Below are 21,496 nucleotides of genomic sequence, written 5' to 3' on the forward strand. Positions count from 1 at the left end.
CATCGGCGCTGAAGAGCTTAACTGCCGTGTTCGGGATGGGAACGGGTGTGACCTCTTCGCTGTAGCCACCTGACTATTTTGCGACAATCATTATTATAGCATAACAAAAATATTTAGCAATCATTTTCATAATAAATTTTCGAAAGAATTTCTTTGTTCATCTGTAACGGACAAAAAGTAATATACCATAATTTCTTATAATTATGCAAGCATTTTAAAAAGAACATTTTGTTTTAAATATGACTTTTAAGAAACCAGTCTAGATCCTGTTTGTGTCATGTATAATACGAACAAAGGATTCAATCGAAAGTAGGTGCTTATTCGATGGAATGGGTAATGGATACAGCTACTTTAATGAAGTTGGGATTATCCGGCGGTCTCGGTGCTGTAATTGGCCTTGAACGTGAATTAAAAAGAAAACCCGTTGGATTAAAAACCAGTATTGTTATTTCTATTATTAGCTGTTTGTTAACTATTGTTTCAGTTGAGTCCGTCTACTTTTACCATAAAGACACGAATGTAAATATAACGATGGATCCGTTACGGCTTGCTGCTCAAATCGTCTCCGGAATCGGATTTCTTGGAGCGGGTGTTATTTTGCATAGAGCAAATGACAGCATTTCCGGCTTAACGACGGCCGCTATGATATGGGGAGCAGCAGGTATTGGGATAGTCGTAGGCGCCGGTTTTTACGCTGCTGCTCTTGCAGGTGTAATTATGATCCTTTTAGCGGTAGAGATTTTACCCCTTATACTTAGATTCACAGGTCCAAGTCGTCTTCGAGAAAAAATGTTGTATATAAAACTCCGTACTGCCTCTCATCATCATGTTCAGGACATTATACGCGCTGTCGAGCAAGAGAACATTTCAGTGAAAAGAATTCATATTTTATATGACGAGAAAAACCACACACATTTATTGGAACTGACAGCTGGAGTATACTTTAAACGAAGAACAACAGAAGTCTATTACATACTTTCTGAAATTCCAAACATACAATTTGTCGATGTAGAAAGTGCTTAAATGTTCCTTCTCTTCAATTTTCGTAAAAAGGACTGCTCACAGGTGTGAGCAGTCCTTTTTACGCTAAAATATGATGGAGACTATCGGGATCGAACCGACGACCTCTTGCATGCCATGCAAGCGCTCTCCCAGCTGAGCTAAGCCCCCATATGAAATACGTTTATTTCATTAACCATTAACGTCTAGAATAAATTATACTTATTTTTCAATTTAATGCAAGCCTATTTATAAAAAAACTTCGGGGGATTATTCCCCGCGAAGTCGTTTTTCAAGCTCAGCTTTCTTTTCTTCAAAACCTGGCTTGCCAAGAAGAGCAAACATGTTCACTTTATATGCTTCTACACCCGGCTGATCAAATGGATTGACACCGAGAAGATAGCCGCTGATCGCGCATGCTTTTTCAAAAAAGTAGGCTGTATAGCCGAATGTATAGGCATCCATTGCCGGAATCGACACTGTCAAATTCGGTACACCGCCGTCAGTATGCGCAAGAAGCGTTCCTTCAAATGCTTTGTTGTTCACGAAATCCACTGTCTCGCCAGCAAGATAATTCAAGCCATCCAAATCATTTTCCGCTTTTTCAATGATCAATGACTTACGCGGATTTTCAACGCGAATGACGGTTTCAAACAAGTCACGGCGCCCTTCCTGCACGTATTGGCCTAATGAATGAAGGTCTGTTGAAAAGTTAGCGGATGATGGATAAATACCTTTAAAGTCCTTTCCTTCACTTTCACCAAACAGTTGCTTCCACCATTCAGAAAAGTACTGAAGGCCCGGCTCATAGTTGATCAGCATTTCAATTGTTTTCCCTTTATTGTATAACACGTTGCGGACTGCCGCATATTGATAGGCTTCGTTTTCTTCTAATTCAGATGAACTGTAGGCTTCGCGTGCATCACGTGCACCTTGCATCATCGCCTCGATATCCGCGCCGGATGCTGCAATTGGAAGAAGCCCGACTGCTGTCAGTACAGAGTAACGGCCGCCGACATCATCTGGAATGACAAACGTTTCATACCCTTCTTCATCTGCAACTGTTTTCAAAGCACCACGCGCTTTGTCCGTCGTTGCATAAATACGGCTTTTCGCTTCTTCTTTTCCGTATTGCTTTTCAAGAAGATCACGGAACAAGCGGAATGCAAGCGCTGGTTCTGTCGTTGTACCTGACTTGGAAATAACATTGATTGACCAGTTCTTTCCGTCCAGCACTTCAATCAAGTCACTCATGTATGTAGAGCTAATGTTATTGCCCGCAAAAAATACTTGTGGGCCGTTGCGTTTTTCAGCCGAAAGCACATTGTAAAAGCTGTGGTTCAGCATATCAATTGCTGCACGGGCACCAAGATATGAGCCGCCGATTCCAATCACAATTAATACGTCAGAGTCGTTACGGATTTTTTCTGCCGATTTTTGAATACGGGCAAATTCTTCTTTATCGTAATCTTCAGGCAAATCAATCCAGCCGAGGTATTCGTTTCCCTGGCCTGTTTTTTCATGCAGAGAATGATGTGCCACTTTTACAGCATCCCGTAAATAGTCAATTTCATGCTCGCCGAAAAAAGGCAGCGCATTTGAATAATCAAATTTAATATGCGTCATGCTCAATAACCCTCCGTCTAAACTGTATTTTTCCACTTTACTGTATACGACTGAACGCGGTTTCGCAAGAAAAAAAGCAGAGAAAAACCGGGCTGAATTCTGCCCGGTTAAAGTGATGCACGCAAAATAGCAATCACATCTTTACGATCCAATTTGGTGAAATTCCCAAATGGTCCGTTAAATAGTGTTTTGTCCGCCATTTCCTCAATCCGGCTGTCATCAATATTGTAGTCAGCAAGACGGACCGGCGCTTCGATTGATGTCCAGAAGTTTCGCAATGCTTCAATACCCTCAAGCCCTGTTTCTTTGTCAGACTTCCCTTCCGGATCCACATCAAACACACGGACAGCAAGCTGCTTAAATCGTTCCGGCTTCACGTCCAGATTGTGCTTCATCCAGTTCGGAAACAAGATGGCCAGCCCCCCGCCATGCGGAATGTCATAAACGGCCGATACTGCGTGCTCGACATTATGAGTCGCCCAGTCGCCGCGGTAGCCCATTTGCAGCATACCGTTCAGTCCAATCGTGCCGGCAAACATAACCGTTTCACGCAGCTTTTCGTCTTGAAGATCATTCATAAGCGCTGGCGCTTTTTCCACAAGCGTTTTCAGCGTCCCTTCAATCAACCGGTCCTGCACATCCGTCTGCTCAGCATTATGGAAATATTGCTCCAACATGTGGGTCATCATATCAACAACGCCATAAGTCGTTTGATCACGTGGTACGGTAAGCGTCCAATGCGGATCGCAAATCGAAAATTTCGGGAATACATACGGGCTTCCCCAGCCAAGTTTTTCGTTCGTTTCCCAATTTGTGATAACAGATCCTGCGTTCATTTCAGATGCTGTAGCTGCATGCGTTAAAATCGTTCCAAGCGGCAGTGCGCCTTCAACCGCTGCTTTTTTCGTAATAAAGTCCCACGGATCACCGTCAAACTTCGCAGCTGCTGCAACGGCTTTTGCACAGTCAATGACGCTTCCACCGCCAACCGCAAGAATAAAGGACACATCGTTTGCCCGGCACAATTCCGCACCGCGATTAACTGTTGAAAGACGCGGATTTGGCTCAACGCCGGACAGTTCTGTAATAGTAAAGCCGGCGAGCTCTTTTAAAACAAGATCATAGAGGCCGCTTTTCTTAATACTGCCTCCTCCGTAAACGAGAAGAACATTTTCACCGAATGAAGCGACATTTTCCCGTAATTGTGTAACCGTGTCTTTACCAAAAATCCACTTTACCGGATTCCAATAAACAAATTCATTCACTATGACTCAGCTCCTTTTCCATACCATTATGCGAAAAGAGCCGTTCGTTTTTCAACTAATTGAACTTGAAATAAGAAAAACGCAAGGCGCCCGTCTTTCGGCGACAAGCATAAGACGAGCTCTGGCGGAAGCATTTTTATCATCCGGATCATCACAACGCTTTTGTGACCTGCTTCCTGTGGGCCTCGAGGGCGCCTGGAGCTGACATCACAAAAAACCGGCTGCCGATCAGCCGGTTTATACCCATCCTCTAAATTTAGAAGCTTCTGCTGCGCGGCGTACACCGACCATATAGGCAGCAAGACGCATATTGACACCGCGTGTTTGCGCAACTTCATAAATGTTATTGAATGCTTTCGTTAAATTTTCATGCAATTTCTTATTCACTTCTTCTTCTGTCCAGTAATAACCTTGGTTATTCTGCACCCATTCAAAATAAGAAACCGTCACACCGCCAGCGCTTGCCAGCACATCCGGGACAAGTAAAATGCCGCGTCCTGTCAAAATCTTCGTCGCTTCAAGTGTCGTGGGACCGTTTGCGGCTTCTACGACAATCGACGCTTTAATATTGTGGGCATTTTCAGCCGTAATTTGGTTAGAAATAGCGGCCGGCACTAAAATGTCACAGTCCATTTCGAGAAGCTGCTGGTTTGTAATCGTCTTGTCAAACAAAGTTGTAATCGTGCCAAAGCTGTCGCGCCGGTCTAATAAATAGTCAATATCCAGACCGTCCGGGTCGTAAAGTCCGCCGTATGCATCTGAAATACCAACGACTTTTGCTCCGGCATCATGCATAAATTTCGATAAAAAGCTTCCCGCGTTTCCAAAGCCCTGTATGATGACACGGGCGCCTTTAATATCAATATTACGTTTTTTAGCGGCTTCATGGATACAAATCGTCACGCCTTGAGCGGTCGCTTTTTCACGCCCATGTGATCCGCCGAGTGCAAGCGGCTTTCCAGTAATGAATCCCGGTGAGTCAAATTCACGGATCCGGCTGTATTCATCCATCATCCATGCCATGATCTGCGAGTTCGTATACACATCAGGTGCCGGAATATCTTTCGTCGGACCGACAATCTGACTAATCGCACGGACGTATCCACGGCTGATATTTTCAATTTCACGTATGGACAGCTGACGCGGGTCACATACAACGCCGCCTTTTCCACCACCATACGGCAGATTGACAATTCCAGCTTTTAGCGTCATCCACATCGATAGCGCTTTCACTTCTTCTTCATTTACTTCTGGGTGAAAGCGGACACCGCCTTTTGTCGGGCCTGGAGCGTCATTATGCTGTGCCCGGTAGCCGGTGAAAATTTTAACTGATCCATCATCCATTTTTACCGGAATGCGCACCGTCAACATACGGAGCGGCTCTTTCAATAGCTCGTACATTTCTTCTGTATAGCCGAGTTTTGTCAGCGCTTCTTTAATGACATTCTGGGTTGATGTGAATAAGTTCAAGTTTTCAGCCATGTACCTTCGCCTCTTTTATTATCATTTTTTCAACATTGATTCGTGCTTCCGCTTTCATTGTACGCCGGCATATAGAGCCTTCGCAAGCAATTACGTCATCCTTTTTTTCGTTCTTCTTTCATTGATTGCTCAATCCATTCTTGCAGCTTGTCCTGAAGTGGATGAAAGCCATCCCCGTCGTCATCAATTTGAATGCCTCGCCGTTGATTTCGGGCGCCTTCATCTGTTGCACGGATCGACAAGCTGATTTTGCTTTCATCTTCATTTACAGACAACACTTTCACTGTAATCTCATCGCCCACTGTCAAATAATCGTGAATATCACGGACAAACCCGTGTGTGATTTCCGATATATGAACAAGTCCCTGGCGGCCATGCTCAAGCGCAACAAATGCGCCATATGGCTGAATGCCGGTAATTTTCCCGGTCACAATCTGCCCCGGCTTAAATTTTAATTCCATCAAATCTCTCCAGTTTTTAGTTGGTTTCTTGTTTTATGCGTCGCGATATTATATCACACTTTTGTTTGACATGAAATTAGTGACTGGTTTTTCGAAAAAAAAGAAGTACAGTAGTCATTTCAATATTTTTAGGTAAAAAAGTACTGTGCGGTTCTACTATGAGCATTAGATTACTTAATGTGTGGTATGTACTCGTTAAATTTGCGGCACCAGCGGCGATTTTGTTCACCTTATTTCAATCACTTAGATCATTTAATTAAAAAAGGAAGAGCCTCAAATGGCTCTTCCTTTTCGTTTCTCAAGAAATCGGCTGATTCGTTTCACTGCTTCCTGAAGCTGGCTCATTGATGAAGCGTATGAGCAGCGGATGTAGCCTTCACCGCCTTCTCCAAACACCGATCCCGGCACAACGGCTACTTTTTCTTCTAACAAAAGCTGCTCTGCAAATTGTTCTGACGTAAGACCCGTCGACTGAATAGACGGAAAAACGTAAAACGCGCCGCCCGGCAGGTGGCAGTCAAGCCCAATTTCTTTAAACGACTGCACCATGTAATTACGGCGCTGCCGGTAATCTTTTTTCATGCTTTCCACGTCACTCATGCCGTGCTGTAGTGCTTCGATCGCTGCATATTGCGCGGGTGTTGATGCACACATCATCGCATACTGGTGAATTTTCAGCATAGCACTTGAAATTTCTTTCGGCGCACATGTAAACCCAAGCCGCCAGCCGGTCATCGCAAACCCTTTGGAAAAGCCATTAATTAAAATCGTTCGTTCACGCATGCCGTCCAGTGCCGCAATCGACGTATGCGGCTGATCGTACGCGAGTTCCGCATAAATTTCATCGGCAATGACAAGCAAATCGTGTTTTCTCACAATATCGGCAATTAATTCAAGATCCTCCCGGTCGAGCTGTGTACCTGTCGGGTTATTCGGATAACAAAGAAGAACTGCTTTTGTTTTCGTTGTAATCGCTGCCTCGAGCTGCTCAGGCTGCAATTTAAATCCTGTCTCATCCGTTGTCCCAATCGTCACAGCACGCCCTCCTGCAAGCTCTACAAGCGGTGCATACGAAACGAAACAAGGTTCCACAACAATAATTTCATCACCAGGATCGGTAATGGCACGCATGGCAATATCGAGCGCTTGGCTGGCTCCGACTGTCACAATAATTTCTTCTTTTGGTGAGTACTCTACATGAAATCGTCCAGTCATGTAATAGGAAATTTCGCGCCGAAGTTCGATCAAACCGGCATTAGCCGTATACGAAGTAAAGCCACGTTCAAGCGAGTTAATCGCTGCTTCCCGTACCGACCACGTTGTAACAAAATCCGGCTCGCCGACACCGAGAGACACAACTCCTTCCATTGTCGCCGCCAAGTCAAAAAACTTCCGGATACCGGATGGACGCATTTGTTCTACTGATTTCGCTACGTAACTTTTCGTCACAGTCATTATGGTGACACCACGATTCGATTGTCTTCAAGTTTTGTTGTATAAATCATGCCATCATGCTTATATTTTTTCAGCTGGAAATGAGTCGTCGTTGAAACAACCGAATCAAGCGTCGATAATTTTTCGGATACGAAACGGGCAATTTCATTCATCGATTTCCCTTCAACGGTCACCGACAAATCATACACACCCGACATTAAATAAACAGAGCTGACTTCTTTAAAGCGGTAAATCCGTTCTGCCACTTCATCAAAGCCGACGCCACGTTTCGGTGTCACTTTCACGTCGATCATCGCCGTTACACCTGTGTAATTATCCATTTTCGCCCAGTCAACGAGCGTGGCATAATGCACAATCACCTTTTCTTCTTCCAGGCGGCGAATCGTCTCCGCAACCTCTGCTTCTGAAAGGCCAATCATTTTCGCGATGTCCGTTGCTTCAAAACGCGCGTCTTTTTGCAGAATTTCCAGAATTTCCACTTCTTTTTCATTCAGCTTCATTACTTAATCCTCCTCTAGATGGTCAAAACTACATCGTTCATTATAACAAAAATCATCTTCATTTGTTTTATACACTAAAAAAACATATCATTTTTGTGATTTTTCACAAAAAGCAAGATGAGTTGTTTTTAATGATCAACAATGTTTCCGCTAGTTTAATTGGGTTTCCACCAGGCATTGGCGCATCAAATGAGTGTTCATAAATGCGCCGGATTTCAGCCGCAAGCTGCACCGCATCTTCCTGCTGGTGAACCGCGTAAATCGCATCGGCCATTTCTGTTTCATAAAAACCTTCTCCGGCTTTGTAGGGATCAAACGCCTGCAGGACATCCGCAAGCGCAAAATTTAATTGGGCAGTTTCATTCATTTGTATTCACCTTTCAACTTAATGTATGTTTATTGTCAAGGAGAGTGAGAGTCATGTCAAGATTCGATGAAGTAATTGAACGCCGCGGCACGAACGCGGTAAAGTGGGATGGATTAAAAGCAGTTTTTGGCCGCGAGGATGTGCTGCCAATGTGGGTAGCAGACATGGATTTCAAAGCGCCGGATGTGGTTATCCAAGCTATTGGGCAATCAGCATCGCATGGAGTGTACGGCTATACGATTGTGCCAGATTCCACACGCGAAGCAATTATCAATTGGATGGCGGACCGGCATAACTGGTCGATTGAAAAAGAATGGCTCCTGTTTAACCACGGTGTCGTCCCGTCGATTGGCGCGGCAGTCGAAGCATTAACAGAGCCTGGCGATGCTGTCATCGTGCAACCGCCTGTTTATAATCCGTTTTTCGATATGATCGAAAAAAATGGGCGCAAACTTGTTTATAATGAACTCTTGTTCAAAGATGGACGCTATGAAATGGATTTTGCGGATCTTGAAGAAAAAGTCAAGACGGAGCACGCAAAAATGGTTGTTCTTTGTTCTCCCCATAATCCGGGCGGCCGTGTCTGGACAAAGGAAGAATTAACAACCCTTGGCGACCTTTGCGAAAAACATAACGTCTTTCTCATTTCAGATGAAATTCATGCGGACCTGACACGTGAACCGCATAAGCATATTTCAATTGCCTCGTTATCGGAACGTTATGCCGCATTTACTGTGACACTCATTGCGCCAAGCAAAACGTTTAATTTAGCAGGCTTGCAGGCATCTTCTTTAATTATTCCGGATAAAGCCGTTCGTGCCAAGCTTCAAAAGGTATTTGCAAAACAAGGTCAGTTTACGCTCAACCAAATGGGCATTGCCGGAATGGAAGCTGCCTACCGTCATGGTCATGAGTGGCTCGATGAAGCCATAGATTACATACAAGAAAATGCCCGTCTTGTAAAGGACTACGCGGAACAGCATATTCCGTCTCTTACCGTAATGGAGCCGGAAGGGAGCTACCTTGTCTGGGTAGACTGTCGGCCGCTTGAGCTTTCAGACAAAGAATTATTGGCACTCTTTTTGGACCACGGCGTCGCCCTCGGAAACGGTGCTAAGTACGGACCAGGCGGAGAAGGGTTTATGCGGATTAATGTCGCCTGTCCACGCTCAATGGTTGTTGAAACGATGGAACGGATGAAAAAAGCGGTCGAATCTCTTTAAAAGGAAAAAGCCACGCCAGCCGGCGTGGCTTTTGTCATACTCCTTTTTTGTTTCCCCACACAAATGTATGCAGCTGCGGCAAAACCCGTACACGTTTAAAATCCGGGTCTGGCATCACTAAATTAATCAGCCATTCATATTTGTTGGCTAAATGAGCAAGAAGCCTGCCGTCGTCTGTTTCATCAAGCTGATCGTTTCCAACCTGCAAATAAAACGGCACATCTAAAAACCGCTGATGCACTTGTTTAGCGTACGCTAAGTCTTCCTCATTAAAAACAACGACTTTTAAGCTGACCGACTGTCCTTTTACTTCATTTAAAATATGTGCAAGCTTGTCATAATCGGTATTCATCCCTGAACTTGGCGGCTTTGGTGAAATGGTCAGCTCATCAATGTCATGAAACCAAGGCTGATATTTCGATCCTTGCGTTTCAAGTGCAGACGTAATTCCCTTTTCCTTAAACAGCTCAAGCAGTCCGTCGATGTGAGGCAAAAGCGCCGGATTGCCGCCAGAAATAGTGACATGGTCAAATGTATCGCCGCCTGTCACTACAAGCTCTTCATAAATTTCTGCAGGAGACATTTTACGAATGGCGTCTTTCGCACTTCCATCCCATGTAAAAGCGGAATCGCACCACGAACAGCGATAATCACAGCCTGCCGTCCGGACAAACATTGTTTTACGGCCGATAACTGCCCCTTCACCCTGCACCGTCGGACCGAATATTTCCAGAACCGGAATCATGAGAAATCCTCTTTTTTCGGACGAAATATAATATAGCTTGTCGGTGTTTCACGCACGAATACTTGCAAGCATTTTGGCTTGTTTGCTGTTTCATCCAATTCTTTTTGGATGACTTCCCAAATCACTCGGGCCACCACTTCTGTTGTCGGGAACCGTTCCGATATGTCTTGTGAAAATAATCCATCTTCATTTAACACTGTATGATCAAAGCGCTTATGAACAAGCGACTTAATGAGCTGAAAGTTCACGAGAAAACCGGAGTCGTTCAATTCATCTCCGGCTACGGTAATATTGACAAAATACGTATGGCCATGCATTTTCCGGCAGGCGCCTGCTTCGTCATGCGGCACGTAATGCGCGGCCGCAAAATGAAAGTCCTTATTTAATTCGTACCGGAAATCGTGCGCCGGTGCTGGATAAATTTGCTGCATCATTACACGTTTCCTCCTTTTTCTTCGAGATATTGATCCAAGCCGTTTTGGCGCAGCGAGCATGCCGGACATTCCCCACAGCCCGATCCTTTTATACCGTTATAGCACGTGAGCGTCCGCTCACGCACATAATTAAACGCGCCGAGCTCATCCGCGAGCTTCCATGTTTCTTTTTTATCAAGCCACATAAGCGGCGTATGAATGACAAAATCATGATCCATTGATAAATTAAGTGTCACATTCAATGATTTCACAAATGCGTCACGGCAATCCGGATAGCCGCTAAAATCCGTTTCACATACTCCTGTTACAATATGGCGGGCGCCGGCTTGTTTGCCGAGAATCGCCGCAAATGATAAAAACAACAAGTTGCGTCCTTCGACAAATGTGGACGGCAGTTCCCCTTCTTTTGTTTCAATCTTAATGTCAGAGCGGGTCAGTGCACTTGGCGCCAGCTGATTTAACAGCCCCATATCCAGAACATGGTGCGGAATCTCTAAATCCGCCGCAATGTCTTTTGCGACATCGATTTCGGCATCATGCCGCTGTCCGTAATTAAACGTCACCGCGATGACTTCTTTAAATGTCTGCTTTGCCCAGAACAAGCACGTTGTACTGTCCTGTCCGCCGCTGAATACAACAACGGCTTTTTCATTTTTTAACATATTGGTTTCCTTCTTTCCTATTCGAAAGAAAAGGTGCGCGAAGACACGAGAAAAAAACCGTCATCCGCCGGTTTTTTCCTTAGTTTTTTATAGAGGGAATTCGCGAACCTCTCCCGCTTTTAGCGGAATGTCTTCTTTCATTTATAGTTATTATTTCGTCTGCTCGTTGGCTCTGCGGATCTGTTCTTCTAAATGCTTTGTTTTTTCCTCTTCTTTTTTAGACATACGCTTAATAAGAAGAAAAGTGCCGATCGCCATCAGCACAAAAAAACCCATGGAAATCGCTGCCGGAATGTATTCGCTTTTGTCTTCCGGAAAATATAAAAAGTTGCCGAAGCCAATTAACAGATTCATCAGCACACGTCATGCCTCCATTCATTGTTCCCCGTATATTATAGCAGGAGAACATCACAATTCCAACAACGTGATTGTGACATTTCCATTCGCACAGGAAAATTGATACAATAAGCCATTAAGGAGGGGAAATAATGAATATTGGTGACTTAGTGACAGCACATTATAAATCCGGCAAATACACCGGGACGATTACAGGTGTACGTCCTGACGGCTATACAGTAAAAATCTCATCGGTTCTGCGTCATCCCGCCCAGGGCGATCTTCATAATCCAAACGAAGCGAATGTGGCTTTTTTCCATGAGCGTAAAGCGCTGGCGTTTAACGAACAAGCAAATATTCCTGGATCAGCCGTCCACCCATTTGAAGAAGAGCCGGGTGAGTATAATGATTCGCTCATTGCTGCTGTCGGGAAGCTTGAAACGAGATTAAGCGCGAAGAACGATGCTTTTTCTGCCCGAAGTCTTGAAGCACTTCAGTCGGTAAAAAAAGAATATTCACTCATGTATAAAGTTTCGTTCGAATAGCCCACTTTTGTGAAGAACAGCCCTTTATTTCCATGTTTGTTTCCTTTATGATGGTACATATGCACGTTTAAACCTCGAAAAAGGCGGTTAGTGAATGAGAACGGTTTTAGGATACGTACTCATTATTTTGCTTGTTCCGCTTTCTGTATTGACTTTTTACTATGCCGATGCAGAAGCTGGAAAAGTACAAAATTTTGATAGTTACGTAGAAGAAAAAATAGTCATTAATGAAGTAGATTTGCCACAGGCAAGCAAGATAAAAGATACAAATGGAAATGTGTATGTTGAGCTTCATCAGCCAAATCGAATTGTGGTGGAAGGCGACAAAATTCCCGCTTTTTTAAAGGAGCTGTTTCTTCAATCAGAAGACCAGCATTTTTATGAGCATTCTGGTGTTGATGCAGCCGCCGTGATTCGCGCTTTTATGGTGAATGCACAATCAGATGAAATTGAGCAGGGTGCAAGTACGATTACCCAGCAGGTAGCCCGCAATATTTATTTAACGCAGGACCGGACACTTGCCCGAAAAATTGCGGAAGTGCTGTATTCGTATCAAATTGAAAAAAAGCTTGAAAAAGATGAAATTTTAGATTTATATTTGAATGTTATTTTCTTCAATCATAACGTCTATGGCGTTGAAGCAGCAGCTCAGTATTACTTCCAAACGCCGGTGGACAAGCTGTCTAAAGCGCAAATGGCCTTTATCGCAGCGATTCCGAACAATCCGTCCCTTTATGATCCACAAAAGCGATTCGAGAATACAAAGAAACGCCAGGAACGATTAATTGACATCATGGCGCGGGAAGAATTTATTACATCTGAAGAAGCTGAACAAATTAAGAATGAAAAAATCACGTTGAATATACGTCAGCGCCTGGATAAATATCCCGATTATTCTACTTATGTAATGACAGAATTCAGAAAGCTCATTTCAGAGTCAGAAGGGTTTGACCAGCAGCTTATTAACGCAGAAGGCGATGCGCGGGACGCGATTCAGGAAAAATTGAGTGCCCGTGTCGCGGAAGTACTCTCATCAGGTGTAATCATTCACACTGCACTTGATCCGTCTATTCAAGCGAAAGCGGTCGGAGGTGTCAATAACGTGCTTTCTGGATCGACTGTGCAAGGTGCAGCAGCCGTTATCGGAAATCAGTCACGTGACATTGTCGCCTTGTCCGGCGGGAAAGAGTACGATAATACACAGTTTAACCGTTCATATCAAGGCTATAGACAGCCCGGGTCAACGATTAAGCCGATTTTGGATTATGCACCGTACATCGAAACGTATGGCGCCGGTGTAAATGAGCTCGTCTCTGCGGATGCATATTGCGACAGCACGTATTGTCCAAAAAACTATTCTGAACAAGAATATGGAATGGTGACATTAAAAGAAGCGCTCACGAAGTCTTATAATACCGCAGCGATCCGTCTTTACATGCGGACAGGCATTGAACGGTCATTCTCTTATCTCGAAAAGTTTAATTTTGACCGAATTTCTTCGGAAGATTATCTCCCTTCCGCCTCACTTGGCGGAATAGACGGCTTTACAACACTTGAGATGGCTGGCGCATATACGTCATTCATCGATGGAACATTTGTGGAACCAAAAGCAATCAAACGCGTCACGGATTTTGAGGGCAATACACTTTTCAAATGGGAAGAAGATGAGCCTGTGCGTATCTGGTCTTCTGCGACAACTTATAAAATGCGCGATATGCTTACAAATGTTGTGAAAAGTGGTACCGGACAAAAAGCCAATTTTGCCACATCTTATATCGGTGGTAAAACCGGCACAACAAATAACGTCCGCGATCTATGGTTTGTAGGGTTAACAGAAGGATACACAGCCGCTGTATGGACCGGTAAGGACCGGTATGAAAATGAATATCAAGGAATACGATATATGGAAAAATATGCGCCGCATCAGTTAATCTGGAAACGCATTATGAGATAAACATTTACATCCCCGCATCTGATTAGATGCGGGGATGTTTTTTTGCATAAAAAAACCGGACTCAAGATCCGGTTTTTTCATTAATCATTCGTTTCGTCGTAAATCGGCACCCAGCCTTCTTTTGTAACGAAAATACGGACCGCTACCACTTTACGGTCTTCCATCAGGGTAAAGTAATGGCGCGTGTTCACAGGAACAGAGATTAAGTCACCCGGTTCCAATTCAACATTGAAAAATTGACCGTCTTTCGCTTGAATTGCAAAAATGCCGTGTCCACTCACGATAAAGCGGACTTCGTCATCCGTGTGAATGTGAATTTTTTGGAAGTTTGTTAAAAGCTCATCCAGGTTTGGTGTGCCCTCAGACAATGAAATAACATCCTGTGCTTGGTAGCCGCGGCGTTCAGAAATGTCTTTAATTTCCGCACTGAACGCATCGAGTACTTGCTGCTTGTCTTCATCTGATAAGGTATAATTTTCACGAAGATTTTCCGGAAGCTTGGACATATCCCATTTTTCATAAATGACTTCCTGTGCGCCTAAAAACGCGTCAATTGCGTTTTTGTCGGTAATGCGTTCGCCTGTTTCTTGAAATTGAATGACTGCCATTTATTATCTCCCTTTCAACATAAGTAATTTAATATGCCACGAAAATAAAAATTCGTATGCTTCTAAAAATTTCTTCGCTTCAAATGCGTCACGGCCCCAAGCGGTAATTCCGTGATTGCAAATCAATACCGCGCCGGCATCTTGCGAGACATACTGGCCAAATTCTTTTGCAAGTGCTGGAATGTCCGCATGATTTGGAATAATCGGCACGGTGATCGACGCGTTTTCTTCCCAGATGCCAAACGCTTTAATAATTTCCTGGCCGCTGAACGATACTTCTCCTGCTTTGCCATATAATTCAGAAATCACATTATTATCGACTGTATGAACATGCAGGCTGCAGCCGGCGTTTGTTTTCCCATATACTTCAACGTGCAGAAGCGTCTCAGCAGACGGCTTGCCGGCAAACCCGTCAATCGCATTGCCTTCCAGATCGACAAGCAAAAAGTCTTCATTTGTTTCTTTTCGCTTATCTTTGCCGCTTGCAGTCACTAAAAAAGAACGCTCATCCACTTTAATGGAAAGGTTTCCGCTTGTTCCTGGAAACCAGTCGCGCGCCGCCAGTTCACTTTTTACATCTGCAAGATCGTTCCATCTTAATTGCAGTGCGTTCATTTCACCACCTCTTTCACATGCTCAATGACATCGTAAAATGTTTGAAACGGTTTGTAATTCAAGCCGAGTACTTCACTTTTTTCCAAGAGCAAATCCCGGGCAATAACAAGATCGGCAAGCTTGGCTGCTTCCAAGTCCGTTACCGAGTCCCCAACCACAATAATATCCTGCTCTGGGGCGACTCGACGGACAATCGATGGCTTGCAGCAGCCGCATTCATTCGTACACTGCCCGTCGCATGTGTGTGGCCAGCTAATATGAATATGACTGTTCGAGAAGTCCGCTTCGTTGCAATAAATGTGATCATCCGGCACAAGACCGTTTAAAATCGGCTTAACAAAAAAGTCCATACCGCCGCTTACAATATAAAGCGGAATGCCTGCTTCCTTTGTATACGTCACAAAATCAGCAAATCCTTCACGAATTTTTGCATCCTGTAAAATAAATTGAGTAATTTCTTCTTTTTGAGAAGACGGAAGCAGTGAAAACATACGGCCGACTCCCTCTTTTATAGAAATCCCCTGCGACAGTACACCGTCTTTGAGCAACACCCATTCCGGCGGGGCGAATTTTTTCATAATCGCGATAATGTTATCATTTTCAGTGATCGTGCCGTCAAAGTCACATATTAACACCGGGTTTTGCATCATTTGCCTGTCCCCCATAAATCGAGCGCCAAACGCAAATCTTCATTTTTAACAGCTGCTTGTTCTAATGTCCGGCCGGCTGTAACTGCATCAATGGCCTGCCGGAATGCCCTTCCGCCGCCTGTTGCTCCACTCGGATGGCCATGAACCCCGCCGCCTGCGTTAATAATCGAATCCATTCCAAAGTCTTCATACAATACCGGAACAAGCCCCGGGTGGATGCCTGCTGAAGGTACCGGAAACGTCTGCTTATGTCCGCTGTTTTCGAGCGCCATTTCTGCCGTTTTAAGCGCTGCAGACCGTTCAAGTGCCACAGACCCATATGGCGAGGGAAATAAGGTGAAATCAGCCCCTGCCATCCGAACGAGTTTGCCGAGCATGAGCTCAGTTGAAAAACCGTGATGCGGCGCTGACGTGAACGCGCCGGAAACAGCCGGATGCGCCATAATTGGTACATGGATCTCCGGGTCTTCCGCCAGCTCCTGCAGCACATCAAGCCCGTACGCGAATACGTTAAATAAATACGCCGATGCCCCAAGTTCAATGCCTCTACGTGCTTTTTCTTTTAATTCACTTGTGCGCCCTGATAAGTTGACGGCATAAAGCGCTTTTGCTTCACTTTGTTCAATAACCTGCCGGCCAAGCTTTACCCGCTCATCAAACGGTGTCAGCGGGTTATCAAATAAAATTTCATCATCTTTAACAATATCGATGCCGCCCGCGATTTGCGCTTTTAGCTGCTCCTCCATATAAGCAAGATCCCGGCCGATCACTCCTTTAAAAATGCTCATTAATAAAGGTCTATTGTAAGCACCCGTCAACGCACGAATTCCTTCAACACCGAATTTCGGACCCGTAAAAAGGCTGGCCAGCTCCTCAGAAAAAGATAAATCGATTAAACGGACCGCACCATCAAGTGACAGCTTCCCGAACACCGTCACTAAAATCGCCGGCAAATCCGCACTGAAATTCGCGGCAGGATAAGCGATTTCTATGTCTGCTTCCTGTCCATATGCCGTTTCAATTCCCGTTTTCCGAATCGATAAAACCCGTCCTTTATGGTGTTTCAGCTGCTCTTGTTCGAGGATGGGCAAATCTGTCCATGAACCGACTGTGAGACCAAGTGCAATACCTTCTGCTTTTTTCTCAAATGCGCCTTTTTGATCAAAAAGACGATACGTTGCGATCACTTCACTCATTGCTTTTTCTCCATTCTAAATGCCTACTAGTTTACCGGGATTGTGTCATTTTTCGGTTGTTTTGTCAATAAACAGACCAAGTTCTCCAATTCGTTCTAAGGCTTCTGTCAGCCTGTCTTCATCCGTTAACAATCCGACACGCACATACCCTTCACCGTACGTACCAAAGCCAATACCAGGTGCTGTTACCACATGGGCTTTTTCAAGAAGCAAGTCCGCAAATTCGACTGATGTATACGGCTTCGGAACAGGCAGCCAGGCAAAAAAAGATCCGGCTGGTGCTGTTACATTCCAGCCAATCGCCTGGCAGGCATCAATGAGCGCGTTCCGGCGGCGTTCGTATGTGTCAGATAGTTCACGCACACAATCCTGCGGGCCGGTCAGCGCAGTAGCAGCCGCCTGTTGAATCGCGCTAAATAAACTTACATACATGTGGTCCTGCAATAAATTAACAGCTGAAATGATACTTTTATTCCCTGCCAAAAACGCGACACGCCAGCCTGCCATGTTATACGTTTTCGACAAAGTGTACAACTCAACACCAATTTCTTTTGCGCCTTTAGACTGCAAAAAGCTCGGCGGCTTTTGCCCGTCAAACCCGATGCCGCCATACGCGAAGTCGTGAATCACACAAACGTCATGCTTGTTCGCAAGCGCCACTGTTTCATCAAAAAAGCCTCGGGTTGCCTGTGCTCCGGTTGGATTATTCGGATAGTTTAGGAGGAGCAATTTCGCCCGTTCCAGCCGTTCTTCGCCAATTTCATTATAATCCGGTAAAAAGCGGTGTTCTTCTATTAGCGGCATGTAATCCATCTTTGCCCCGGCCATCGCGGCACCGGACCAATAGTCAGGGTAACCCGGGTCTGGCACAAGCATGTAGTCACCCGGATTCATTAAACACATCGGCAATTCGACAAGCCCTGCTTTGCCGCCAAAAAGAATAGCAATTTCTGTTTGCGGATCTAAATCTACATCATATTCCCGGTTATAAAATTCCGCTGCGGCTTCTTTTAAAAATGCTTGTCCCTGAAACGGCGGGTATTTATGAAAATCCGGGCGATCCGCCGCTTCTTTTAATGACTCGACGATATGATCCGGGGTCGGCTGGTCCGGGTTTCCCTGTCCAAGATTAATAACGTCATGCCCGGCATTCACATAATGCGCCGCTTTTTTTGTGAGTGCTGCAAAAAATTGGTCGGGCAATGATTTTAATAAATTCGATTGATCAAACTGCTTCATTTATTCACCCACTTAAAATTTTCTTGCAATTTCAGAAATAAATATATATATTATTGGTCAAATTGTAAATATATTTGGAGGAATGATCATGTCTTCTTATGAACCATTAACGATAGATTCTGCCGTTACACTCGTCAAAAAGTTGGGCTTGTTTGCAGAGTCTGACGCGGTTTCTGCGAATGAAATTGGGGACGGCAACTTAAACTATGTGTTTCATATAAAAGGAACAGAAAAAAGCGCTATCGTCAAACAGGCGCTGCCGTACGCAAAAGTCGTCGGTGAAAGCTGGCCTTTAACACTTGAGCGTGCGGATATAGAAAATCGCGCTTTGCGTCTTCAAGGAACGTTTGCGCCTGACTATACACCTAAAGTCTACTATTCTGATAAAGATTTAGCGATTACCATTATGGAAGACTTGTCGCATTTAGAGATTGCGCGGACTGGTTTAATCGGCGGAGAGGATTACCCGCTTATTGCGCAGCATACGGGCGAGTTTATTGCGCGTACTTTATATGGAACGTCTGATTTTGCCATGGGCCCACAAGAAAAAAAGAAGCTGCAGCATACATTTTGCAATCCGGAATTATGTGATATTACTGAAGGGCTCGTGTTTACCGATCCTTTTTTTGATGTGGAGACGAATGATTTTGAAGAGGGTCTTCGCGCTGATGTGGAAAAACTGTGGAATGATGCCGAGCTAAAGCTTCATGCTGCACAGTTGAAGCGCCAGTTTTTAACAGCCGGAGATGCCCTGCTGCATGGAGACCTTCATACTGGAAGCATTTTCGCGAGCAGCACGGAAACAAAAGTAATTGATCCGGAATTTGCTTTTTATGGACCGTTCGGCTTTGATATCGCGCATTTCACTGCTAATTTGTTCCTGAATGCTTTGTCGCGGGAAGAAAGCCGCCGAGAGCCGCTTTACGAACATATTGTGACGGTGTGGAATGTTTTCACAGGTGAATTTACCCGACTTTGGAATGAAAACAATACCGAGGCTTTTGCAAAAACAGAAGGTTATTTAACTTGGCTGCTCGCAGATATTTTTGAGCAGGCAACAGGATTTATGGGACTTGAAATGATCCGCCGGACGATCGGGCTTGCTCACGTCAAAGATTTGGACAGCATCGATGACGAGAAAAAACGGCTGGACGCAAAACGTCATTCATTGTTCATCGGCGCTCATTTTGTTAAAAAGCGTAAAGCGTACACGTCTGCCGATCAGCTCGTCGCAGCAGTTAAGGAGGCCGTTCAATGAACATTCCACAATCGGTCATCTGGGAACACGGCTCCATCCGGCTGCTTGACCAGCGGAAACTGCCGCACGTAACCCACTATTTAACGCTCCAAACAGTCCCAGCTGTATTTGATGCGATTAAATCACTTGCCGTTCGCGGCGCACCAGCAATCGGCATTGCGGCAGCGTTTGGTGTCGCTTTGTCCGCGCTCAATCACCCATCTGATGATATTGATGAAGTGAAGGAACAAGTATTGATCGACAGCGGCTATTTATCCCAGTCTCGTCCGACTGCGGTTAATTTATTTTGGGCTTTGAACCGAATGAATGAAGTCGTTATTGCTGCCCCTACGGCCGACTCGCTTCGAGAAAATGTTTTGGCTGAAGCGCTCGCTATTCAAAAAGAAGATGAAGACGTATGCCGCGCAATTGGCGAGCATGCGCTTCCATTATTTAATGATGGCGATCATGTCATGACAATCTGTAACGCAGGGTCCATTGCGACAGCGAAATACGGCACGGCACTCGCTCCGTTCTTTTTATCAAAAGAACGCGGCATCAATCTGTCCGTCTTTGCATGCGAAACACGCCCTGTTTTTCAGGGCGCGCGCCTGACAACATGGGAGCTGATGCAGGCTGGTGTTGATGTGACGCTGATTACAGACAGCATGGCTGCTCATACGATGAAAACGAAAAACATCTCCGCAGTCATTACAGGTGCGGACCGGGTGGCAGCAAACGGCGACTCTGCCAATAAAATCGGAACATTTGGCCTTGCGGTACTGGCCAAATCATTTGGTATTCCGTTTTATATCGCAGCTCCTCTATCCACCTTTGATCTTGACACGCCAAATGGCGACGCGATTCCAATTGAAGAGCGTGACCCAACTGAAATTACAGAAGTCAACGGGATGCGTGTTGCACCAGAAGGCGTAGCTGTATTTAATCCTGCGTTTGATGTGGCACCGGCTGACCTAATTACCGGCATTATTACAGAAAAGGGCGTCATCGCACCGAATGAGCGTGACATCGCTGCGCTGTTTTCATAAGAAAAGTGGCAGGCGCCTGGAGCTGGACATCGTTTAAAACTTATACCTCCTTACTCTTTTAATAAGAAAAAACGGACTTCGCTTGAGACGAAGTCCGTTTTTTACAATGGAATGGAAGCTAGTAATCCGTTATATAGTTTCATAAAAATCAAGGCAAGTAATAAGCCGAAGAAAATCCAGAATATCGCTTCAAATACGATAATACCGATCATTTGCGGCGTTGTAATATGCGGGCTTAATTTATAAACGAAGTACACCACATACGCAACAGCCGTTACGAGAAAAATAATAACGGTTCCGACAGCGGATGAAAAGCTGATTAATGATAGCAGTCCGCCGATAAAAAAGATGACCGCGCCGAAACGGGTTTTTTTCAGCAATTCTCCATCCGCATCTTTTGAAAAGAAAAGCAGCGCCAGCTCATTCGCTGTGTTCGCGAGCAGCTTCAGCGTGGCAAAGATCATTGTAAAAACAACCATCAGCCCGCCGATCACGACGAGATTAATTTCCGTTTTGGTAAAAATGTCGAGCATTGTATCGTACAAGTTTGCTTGTTTCAGCAAATCGACAATGAGCGTTTGGCCAAACATCGAAAGCGATAAGCTGAACAGCAAAATGGATAAGAGCGGCATATAGCCGGTTAAATACGAGTTTTTCATCAACATGATTCTCCCTTGTCACAGTCAGTCATTGTTCATTATGCAAGAGGTTGATTGTTATGACAAGTGATTTCCGATCTTTTTTTGGAAAATGTGCACAATTTCTGTCAAAATCCGCATGTCTTCTTTGTCGAATTTTAAATTTTTTTTGCTCAAAAATACCGTATCTCTTCATATTTATTATCAGTG

23 protein-coding genes, 1 tRNA gene, 1 rRNA gene and 1 riboswitch are annotated in these 21,496 nt (G+C 44.7%); of the genes, 6 read left to right on the plus strand and 19 right to left on the minus strand.

Annotated features, from left to right (window positions below; all coding sequences use genetic code 11):
• Window positions 1-73: ribosomal RNA gene (gene rrf, locus NLX67_RS00005) — 5S ribosomal RNA — on the minus strand; the annotation flags it as partial.
• 251 nt (window positions 74-324) lie between these two features.
• On the opposite strand from rrf, the gene NLX67_RS00010 reads away from it, so the two are divergent.
• Complete coding sequence (locus NLX67_RS00010; RefSeq protein WP_254309885.1) at window positions 325-1,023, plus strand: MgtC/SapB family protein; 699 nt, start codon at window positions 325-327, stop codon at window positions 1,021-1,023.
• 74 nt (window positions 1,024-1,097) lie between these two features.
• On the opposite strand, the gene NLX67_RS00015 is transcribed toward NLX67_RS00010, so the two are convergent.
• The 8 genes from NLX67_RS00015 to NLX67_RS00050 all read right to left on the minus strand — a co-directional run bounded on the left by NLX67_RS00015 (window position 1,098) and on the right by NLX67_RS00050 (window position 8,155).
• Window positions 1,098-1,170, minus strand: a tRNA-Ala gene (locus NLX67_RS00015).
• A 99-nt stretch (window positions 1,171-1,269) separates the two neighbouring features.
• Entirely contained in the window at window positions 1,270-2,625 is a 1,356-nt protein-coding gene (locus tag NLX67_RS00020) for a glucose-6-phosphate isomerase (RefSeq protein ID WP_254309886.1), read from the minus strand.
• A gap of 107 nt (window positions 2,626-2,732) precedes the next feature.
• On the minus strand, window positions 2,733-3,890 hold the full coding sequence (locus NLX67_RS00025; protein ID WP_046178501.1) for an iron-containing alcohol dehydrogenase: 1,158 nt from the start codon (window positions 3,888-3,890) through the stop codon (window positions 2,733-2,735).
• A 237-nt stretch (window positions 3,891-4,127) separates the two neighbouring features.
• Complete coding sequence (locus NLX67_RS00030; protein ID WP_254309887.1) at window positions 4,128-5,372, minus strand: Glu/Leu/Phe/Val family dehydrogenase; 1,245 nt, start codon at window positions 5,370-5,372, stop codon at window positions 4,128-4,130.
• Window positions 5,373-5,467: 95 nt separating this feature from the next.
• Entirely contained in the window at window positions 5,468-5,833 is a 366-nt protein-coding gene (gene yugI / locus NLX67_RS00035; RefSeq protein ID WP_046178499.1) for a S1 domain-containing post-transcriptional regulator GSP13, read from the minus strand.
• 273 nt (window positions 5,834-6,106) lie between these two features.
• Entirely contained in the window at window positions 6,107-7,288 is a 1,182-nt protein-coding gene (locus NLX67_RS00040) for an aminotransferase (protein ID WP_046178498.1), read from the minus strand.
• Window positions 7,288-7,788, minus strand: coding sequence for an Lrp/AsnC family transcriptional regulator (locus NLX67_RS00045; RefSeq protein ID WP_046178497.1), 501 nt, complete (start codon window positions 7,786-7,788; stop codon window positions 7,288-7,290). The genes NLX67_RS00040 and NLX67_RS00045 overlap by 1 nt, the downstream gene beginning before the upstream one ends.
• 103 nt (window positions 7,789-7,891) lie before the next feature.
• The gene (locus NLX67_RS00050) at window positions 7,892-8,155 is read right to left on the minus strand and encodes a DUF1871 family protein (RefSeq protein ID WP_254309888.1); all 264 of its coding nucleotides are present in this window, start codon (window positions 8,153-8,155) and stop codon (window positions 7,892-7,894) included.
• 53 nt (window positions 8,156-8,208) lie between these two features.
• On the opposite strand from NLX67_RS00050, the gene NLX67_RS00055 reads away from it, so the two are divergent.
• A complete protein-coding gene (locus NLX67_RS00055) occupies window positions 8,209-9,378 on the plus strand; it encodes a MalY/PatB family protein (RefSeq protein ID WP_254309889.1) in 1,170 nt (389 codons plus the stop codon).
• A gap of 34 nt (window positions 9,379-9,412) precedes the next feature.
• Here NLX67_RS00055 and queE read toward each other — a convergent pair whose 3' ends face one another.
• The 4 genes from queE to NLX67_RS00075 all read right to left on the minus strand — a co-directional run bounded on the left by queE (window position 9,413) and on the right by NLX67_RS00075 (window position 11,573).
• On the minus strand, window positions 9,413-10,123 hold the full coding sequence (gene queE / locus NLX67_RS00060) for a 7-carboxy-7-deazaguanine synthase QueE (protein ID WP_254309890.1): 711 nt from the start codon (window positions 10,121-10,123) through the stop codon (window positions 9,413-9,415).
• A complete protein-coding gene (queD, locus tag NLX67_RS00065; protein WP_046178491.1) occupies window positions 10,120-10,557 on the minus strand; it encodes a 6-carboxytetrahydropterin synthase QueD in 438 nt (145 codons plus the stop codon). The genes queE and queD overlap by 4 nt, the downstream gene beginning before the upstream one ends.
• Window positions 10,557-11,219 (minus strand): 7-cyano-7-deazaguanine synthase QueC, encoded by a 663-nt coding sequence (gene queC, locus NLX67_RS00070; RefSeq protein ID WP_254309891.1) that lies wholly within the window; start codon window positions 11,217-11,219, stop codon window positions 10,557-10,559. Before queC ends, queD begins: the two co-directional genes overlap by 1 nt.
• A gap of 73 nt (window positions 11,220-11,292) precedes the next feature.
• Window positions 11,293-11,336, minus strand: a riboswitch (PreQ1 riboswitch).
• 33 nt (window positions 11,337-11,369) lie between these two features.
• Window positions 11,370-11,573 (minus strand): hypothetical protein, encoded by a 204-nt coding sequence (locus NLX67_RS00075; protein ID WP_046178920.1) that lies wholly within the window; start codon window positions 11,571-11,573, stop codon window positions 11,370-11,372.
• A 134-nt stretch (window positions 11,574-11,707) separates the two neighbouring features.
• On the opposite strand from NLX67_RS00075, the gene kapB reads away from it, so the two are divergent.
• Together kapB and NLX67_RS00085 are read left to right on the plus strand one after the other, a co-directional pair.
• Window positions 11,708-12,100 (plus strand): kinase-associated lipoprotein KapB, encoded by a 393-nt coding sequence (gene kapB, locus NLX67_RS00080; protein ID WP_254309892.1) that lies wholly within the window; start codon window positions 11,708-11,710, stop codon window positions 12,098-12,100.
• A gap of 94 nt (window positions 12,101-12,194) precedes the next feature.
• Entirely contained in the window at window positions 12,195-14,054 is a 1,860-nt protein-coding gene (locus tag NLX67_RS00085) for a transglycosylase domain-containing protein (RefSeq protein WP_254309893.1), read from the plus strand.
• 80 nt (window positions 14,055-14,134) lie between these two features.
• Here the strand turns inward: NLX67_RS00085 and NLX67_RS00090 are convergent, their stop codons facing one another.
• Genes NLX67_RS00090 through NLX67_RS00110 form a run of 5 tightly spaced genes read right to left on the minus strand, consistent with a single transcriptional unit; the run spans window position 14,135 to window position 18,362 of the window.
• Window positions 14,135-14,662, minus strand: coding sequence for a 1,2-dihydroxy-3-keto-5-methylthiopentene dioxygenase (locus NLX67_RS00090; RefSeq protein WP_254309894.1), 528 nt, complete (start codon window positions 14,660-14,662; stop codon window positions 14,135-14,137).
• Window positions 14,663-14,665: 3 nt separating this feature from the next.
• Entirely contained in the window at window positions 14,666-15,277 is a 612-nt protein-coding gene (locus NLX67_RS00095) for a methylthioribulose 1-phosphate dehydratase (RefSeq protein WP_046178486.1), read from the minus strand.
• Window positions 15,274-15,927, minus strand: a complete 654-nt coding sequence (locus tag NLX67_RS00100) for a 2-hydroxy-3-keto-5-methylthiopentenyl-1-phosphate phosphatase (protein ID WP_254309895.1) — start codon at window positions 15,925-15,927, stop codon at window positions 15,274-15,276. Before NLX67_RS00100 ends, NLX67_RS00095 begins: the two co-directional genes overlap by 4 nt.
• On the minus strand, window positions 15,924-17,123 hold the full coding sequence (locus tag NLX67_RS00105) for a 2,3-diketo-5-methylthiopentyl-1-phosphate enolase (protein WP_254309896.1): 1,200 nt from the start codon (window positions 17,121-17,123) through the stop codon (window positions 15,924-15,926). Before NLX67_RS00105 ends, NLX67_RS00100 begins: the two co-directional genes overlap by 4 nt.
• A 45-nt stretch (window positions 17,124-17,168) precedes the next feature.
• Window positions 17,169-18,362 (minus strand): pyridoxal phosphate-dependent aminotransferase, encoded by a 1,194-nt coding sequence (locus NLX67_RS00110; RefSeq protein WP_254309897.1) that lies wholly within the window; start codon window positions 18,360-18,362, stop codon window positions 17,169-17,171.
• 88 nt (window positions 18,363-18,450) lie between these two features.
• Here NLX67_RS00110 and mtnK point away from each other — a divergent pair, with 88 nt between their 5' ends.
• Both mtnK and mtnA read left to right on the plus strand, forming a co-directional pair.
• Window positions 18,451-19,620 carry an S-methyl-5-thioribose kinase gene (gene mtnK / locus NLX67_RS00115; RefSeq protein WP_254309898.1) on the plus strand — a complete coding sequence of 390 codons (1,170 nt, stop codon included), beginning with the start codon at window positions 18,451-18,453 and terminating at the stop codon, window positions 19,618-19,620.
• Window positions 19,617-20,648, plus strand: a complete 1,032-nt coding sequence (mtnA, locus tag NLX67_RS00120) for an S-methyl-5-thioribose-1-phosphate isomerase (protein ID WP_254309899.1) — start codon at window positions 19,617-19,619, stop codon at window positions 20,646-20,648. Before mtnK ends, mtnA begins: the two co-directional genes overlap by 4 nt.
• A 101-nt stretch (window positions 20,649-20,749) precedes the next feature.
• Here mtnA and NLX67_RS00125 read toward each other — a convergent pair whose 3' ends face one another.
• Entirely contained in the window at window positions 20,750-21,307 is a 558-nt protein-coding gene (locus NLX67_RS00125; RefSeq protein WP_254309900.1) for a DUF5366 family protein, read from the minus strand.
• Window positions 21,308-21,496 lie beyond the last annotated feature (189 nt).

The organism is Domibacillus sp. A3M-37 (assembly GCF_024213455.1).
Classification (GTDB): Bacteria; Bacillota; Bacilli; order Bacillales; family Domibacillaceae; genus Domibacillus; species Domibacillus tundrae.

Excerpts from the sequence above, each read along its gene's own strand:
- NLX67_RS00095 (WP_046178486.1), bottom strand. The coding sequence starts at position 15,277 with ATGAACGCACTGCAATTAAGATGGAACGATCTTGCAGATGTAAAAAGT.
- mtnA (WP_254309899.1), top strand. The coding sequence starts at position 19,617 with ATGAACATTCCACAATCGGTCATCTGGGAACACGGCTCCATCCGGCTG.
- NLX67_RS00110 (WP_254309897.1), bottom strand. The coding sequence starts at position 18,362 with ATGAAGCAGTTTGATCAATCGAATTTATTAAAATCATTGCCCGACCAA.
- NLX67_RS00090 (WP_254309894.1), bottom strand. The coding sequence starts at position 14,662 with ATGGCAGTCATTCAATTTCAAGAAACAGGCGAACGCATTACCGACAAA.
- NLX67_RS00045 (WP_046178497.1), bottom strand. The coding sequence starts at position 7,788 with ATGAAGCTGAATGAAAAAGAAGTGGAAATTCTGGAAATTCTGCAAAAA.
- kapB (WP_254309892.1), top strand. The coding sequence starts at position 11,708 with ATGAATATTGGTGACTTAGTGACAGCACATTATAAATCCGGCAAATAC.
- NLX67_RS00125 (WP_254309900.1), bottom strand. The coding sequence starts at position 21,307 with ATGAAAAACTCGTATTTAACCGGCTATATGCCGCTCTTATCCATTTTG.
- NLX67_RS00105 (WP_254309896.1), bottom strand. The coding sequence starts at position 17,123 with ATGAGTGAAGTGATCGCAACGTATCGTCTTTTTGATCAAAAAGGCGCA.
- NLX67_RS00030 (WP_254309887.1), bottom strand. The coding sequence starts at position 5,372 with ATGGCTGAAAACTTGAACTTATTCACATCAACCCAGAATGTCATTAAA.
- NLX67_RS00050 (WP_254309888.1), bottom strand. The coding sequence starts at position 8,155 with ATGAATGAAACTGCCCAATTAAATTTTGCGCTTGCGGATGTCCTGCAG.
- NLX67_RS00010 (WP_254309885.1), top strand. The coding sequence starts at position 325 with ATGGAATGGGTAATGGATACAGCTACTTTAATGAAGTTGGGATTATCC.
- NLX67_RS00085 (WP_254309893.1), top strand. The coding sequence starts at position 12,195 with ATGAGAACGGTTTTAGGATACGTACTCATTATTTTGCTTGTTCCGCTT.
- mtnK (WP_254309898.1), top strand. The coding sequence starts at position 18,451 with ATGTCTTCTTATGAACCATTAACGATAGATTCTGCCGTTACACTCGTC.
- NLX67_RS00020 (WP_254309886.1), bottom strand. The coding sequence starts at position 2,625 with ATGACGCATATTAAATTTGATTATTCAAATGCGCTGCCTTTTTTCGGC.
- yugI (WP_046178499.1), bottom strand. The coding sequence starts at position 5,833 with ATGGAATTAAAATTTAAGCCGGGGCAGATTGTGACCGGGAAAATTACC.
- NLX67_RS00040 (WP_046178498.1), bottom strand. The coding sequence starts at position 7,288 with ATGACTGTGACGAAAAGTTACGTAGCGAAATCAGTAGAACAAATGCGT.
- queD (WP_046178491.1), bottom strand. The coding sequence starts at position 10,557 with ATGATGCAGCAAATTTATCCAGCACCGGCGCACGATTTCCGGTACGAA.
- NLX67_RS00075 (WP_046178920.1), bottom strand. The coding sequence starts at position 11,573 with ATGAATCTGTTAATTGGCTTCGGCAACTTTTTATATTTTCCGGAAGAC.
- NLX67_RS00055 (WP_254309889.1), top strand. The coding sequence starts at position 8,209 with ATGTCAAGATTCGATGAAGTAATTGAACGCCGCGGCACGAACGCGGTA.
- NLX67_RS00100 (WP_254309895.1), bottom strand. The coding sequence starts at position 15,927 with ATGATGCAAAACCCGGTGTTAATATGTGACTTTGACGGCACGATCACT.
- queE (WP_254309890.1), bottom strand. The coding sequence starts at position 10,123 with ATGATTCCGGTTCTGGAAATATTCGGTCCGACGGTGCAGGGTGAAGGG.
- queC (WP_254309891.1), bottom strand. The coding sequence starts at position 11,219 with ATGTTAAAAAATGAAAAAGCCGTTGTTGTATTCAGCGGCGGACAGGAC.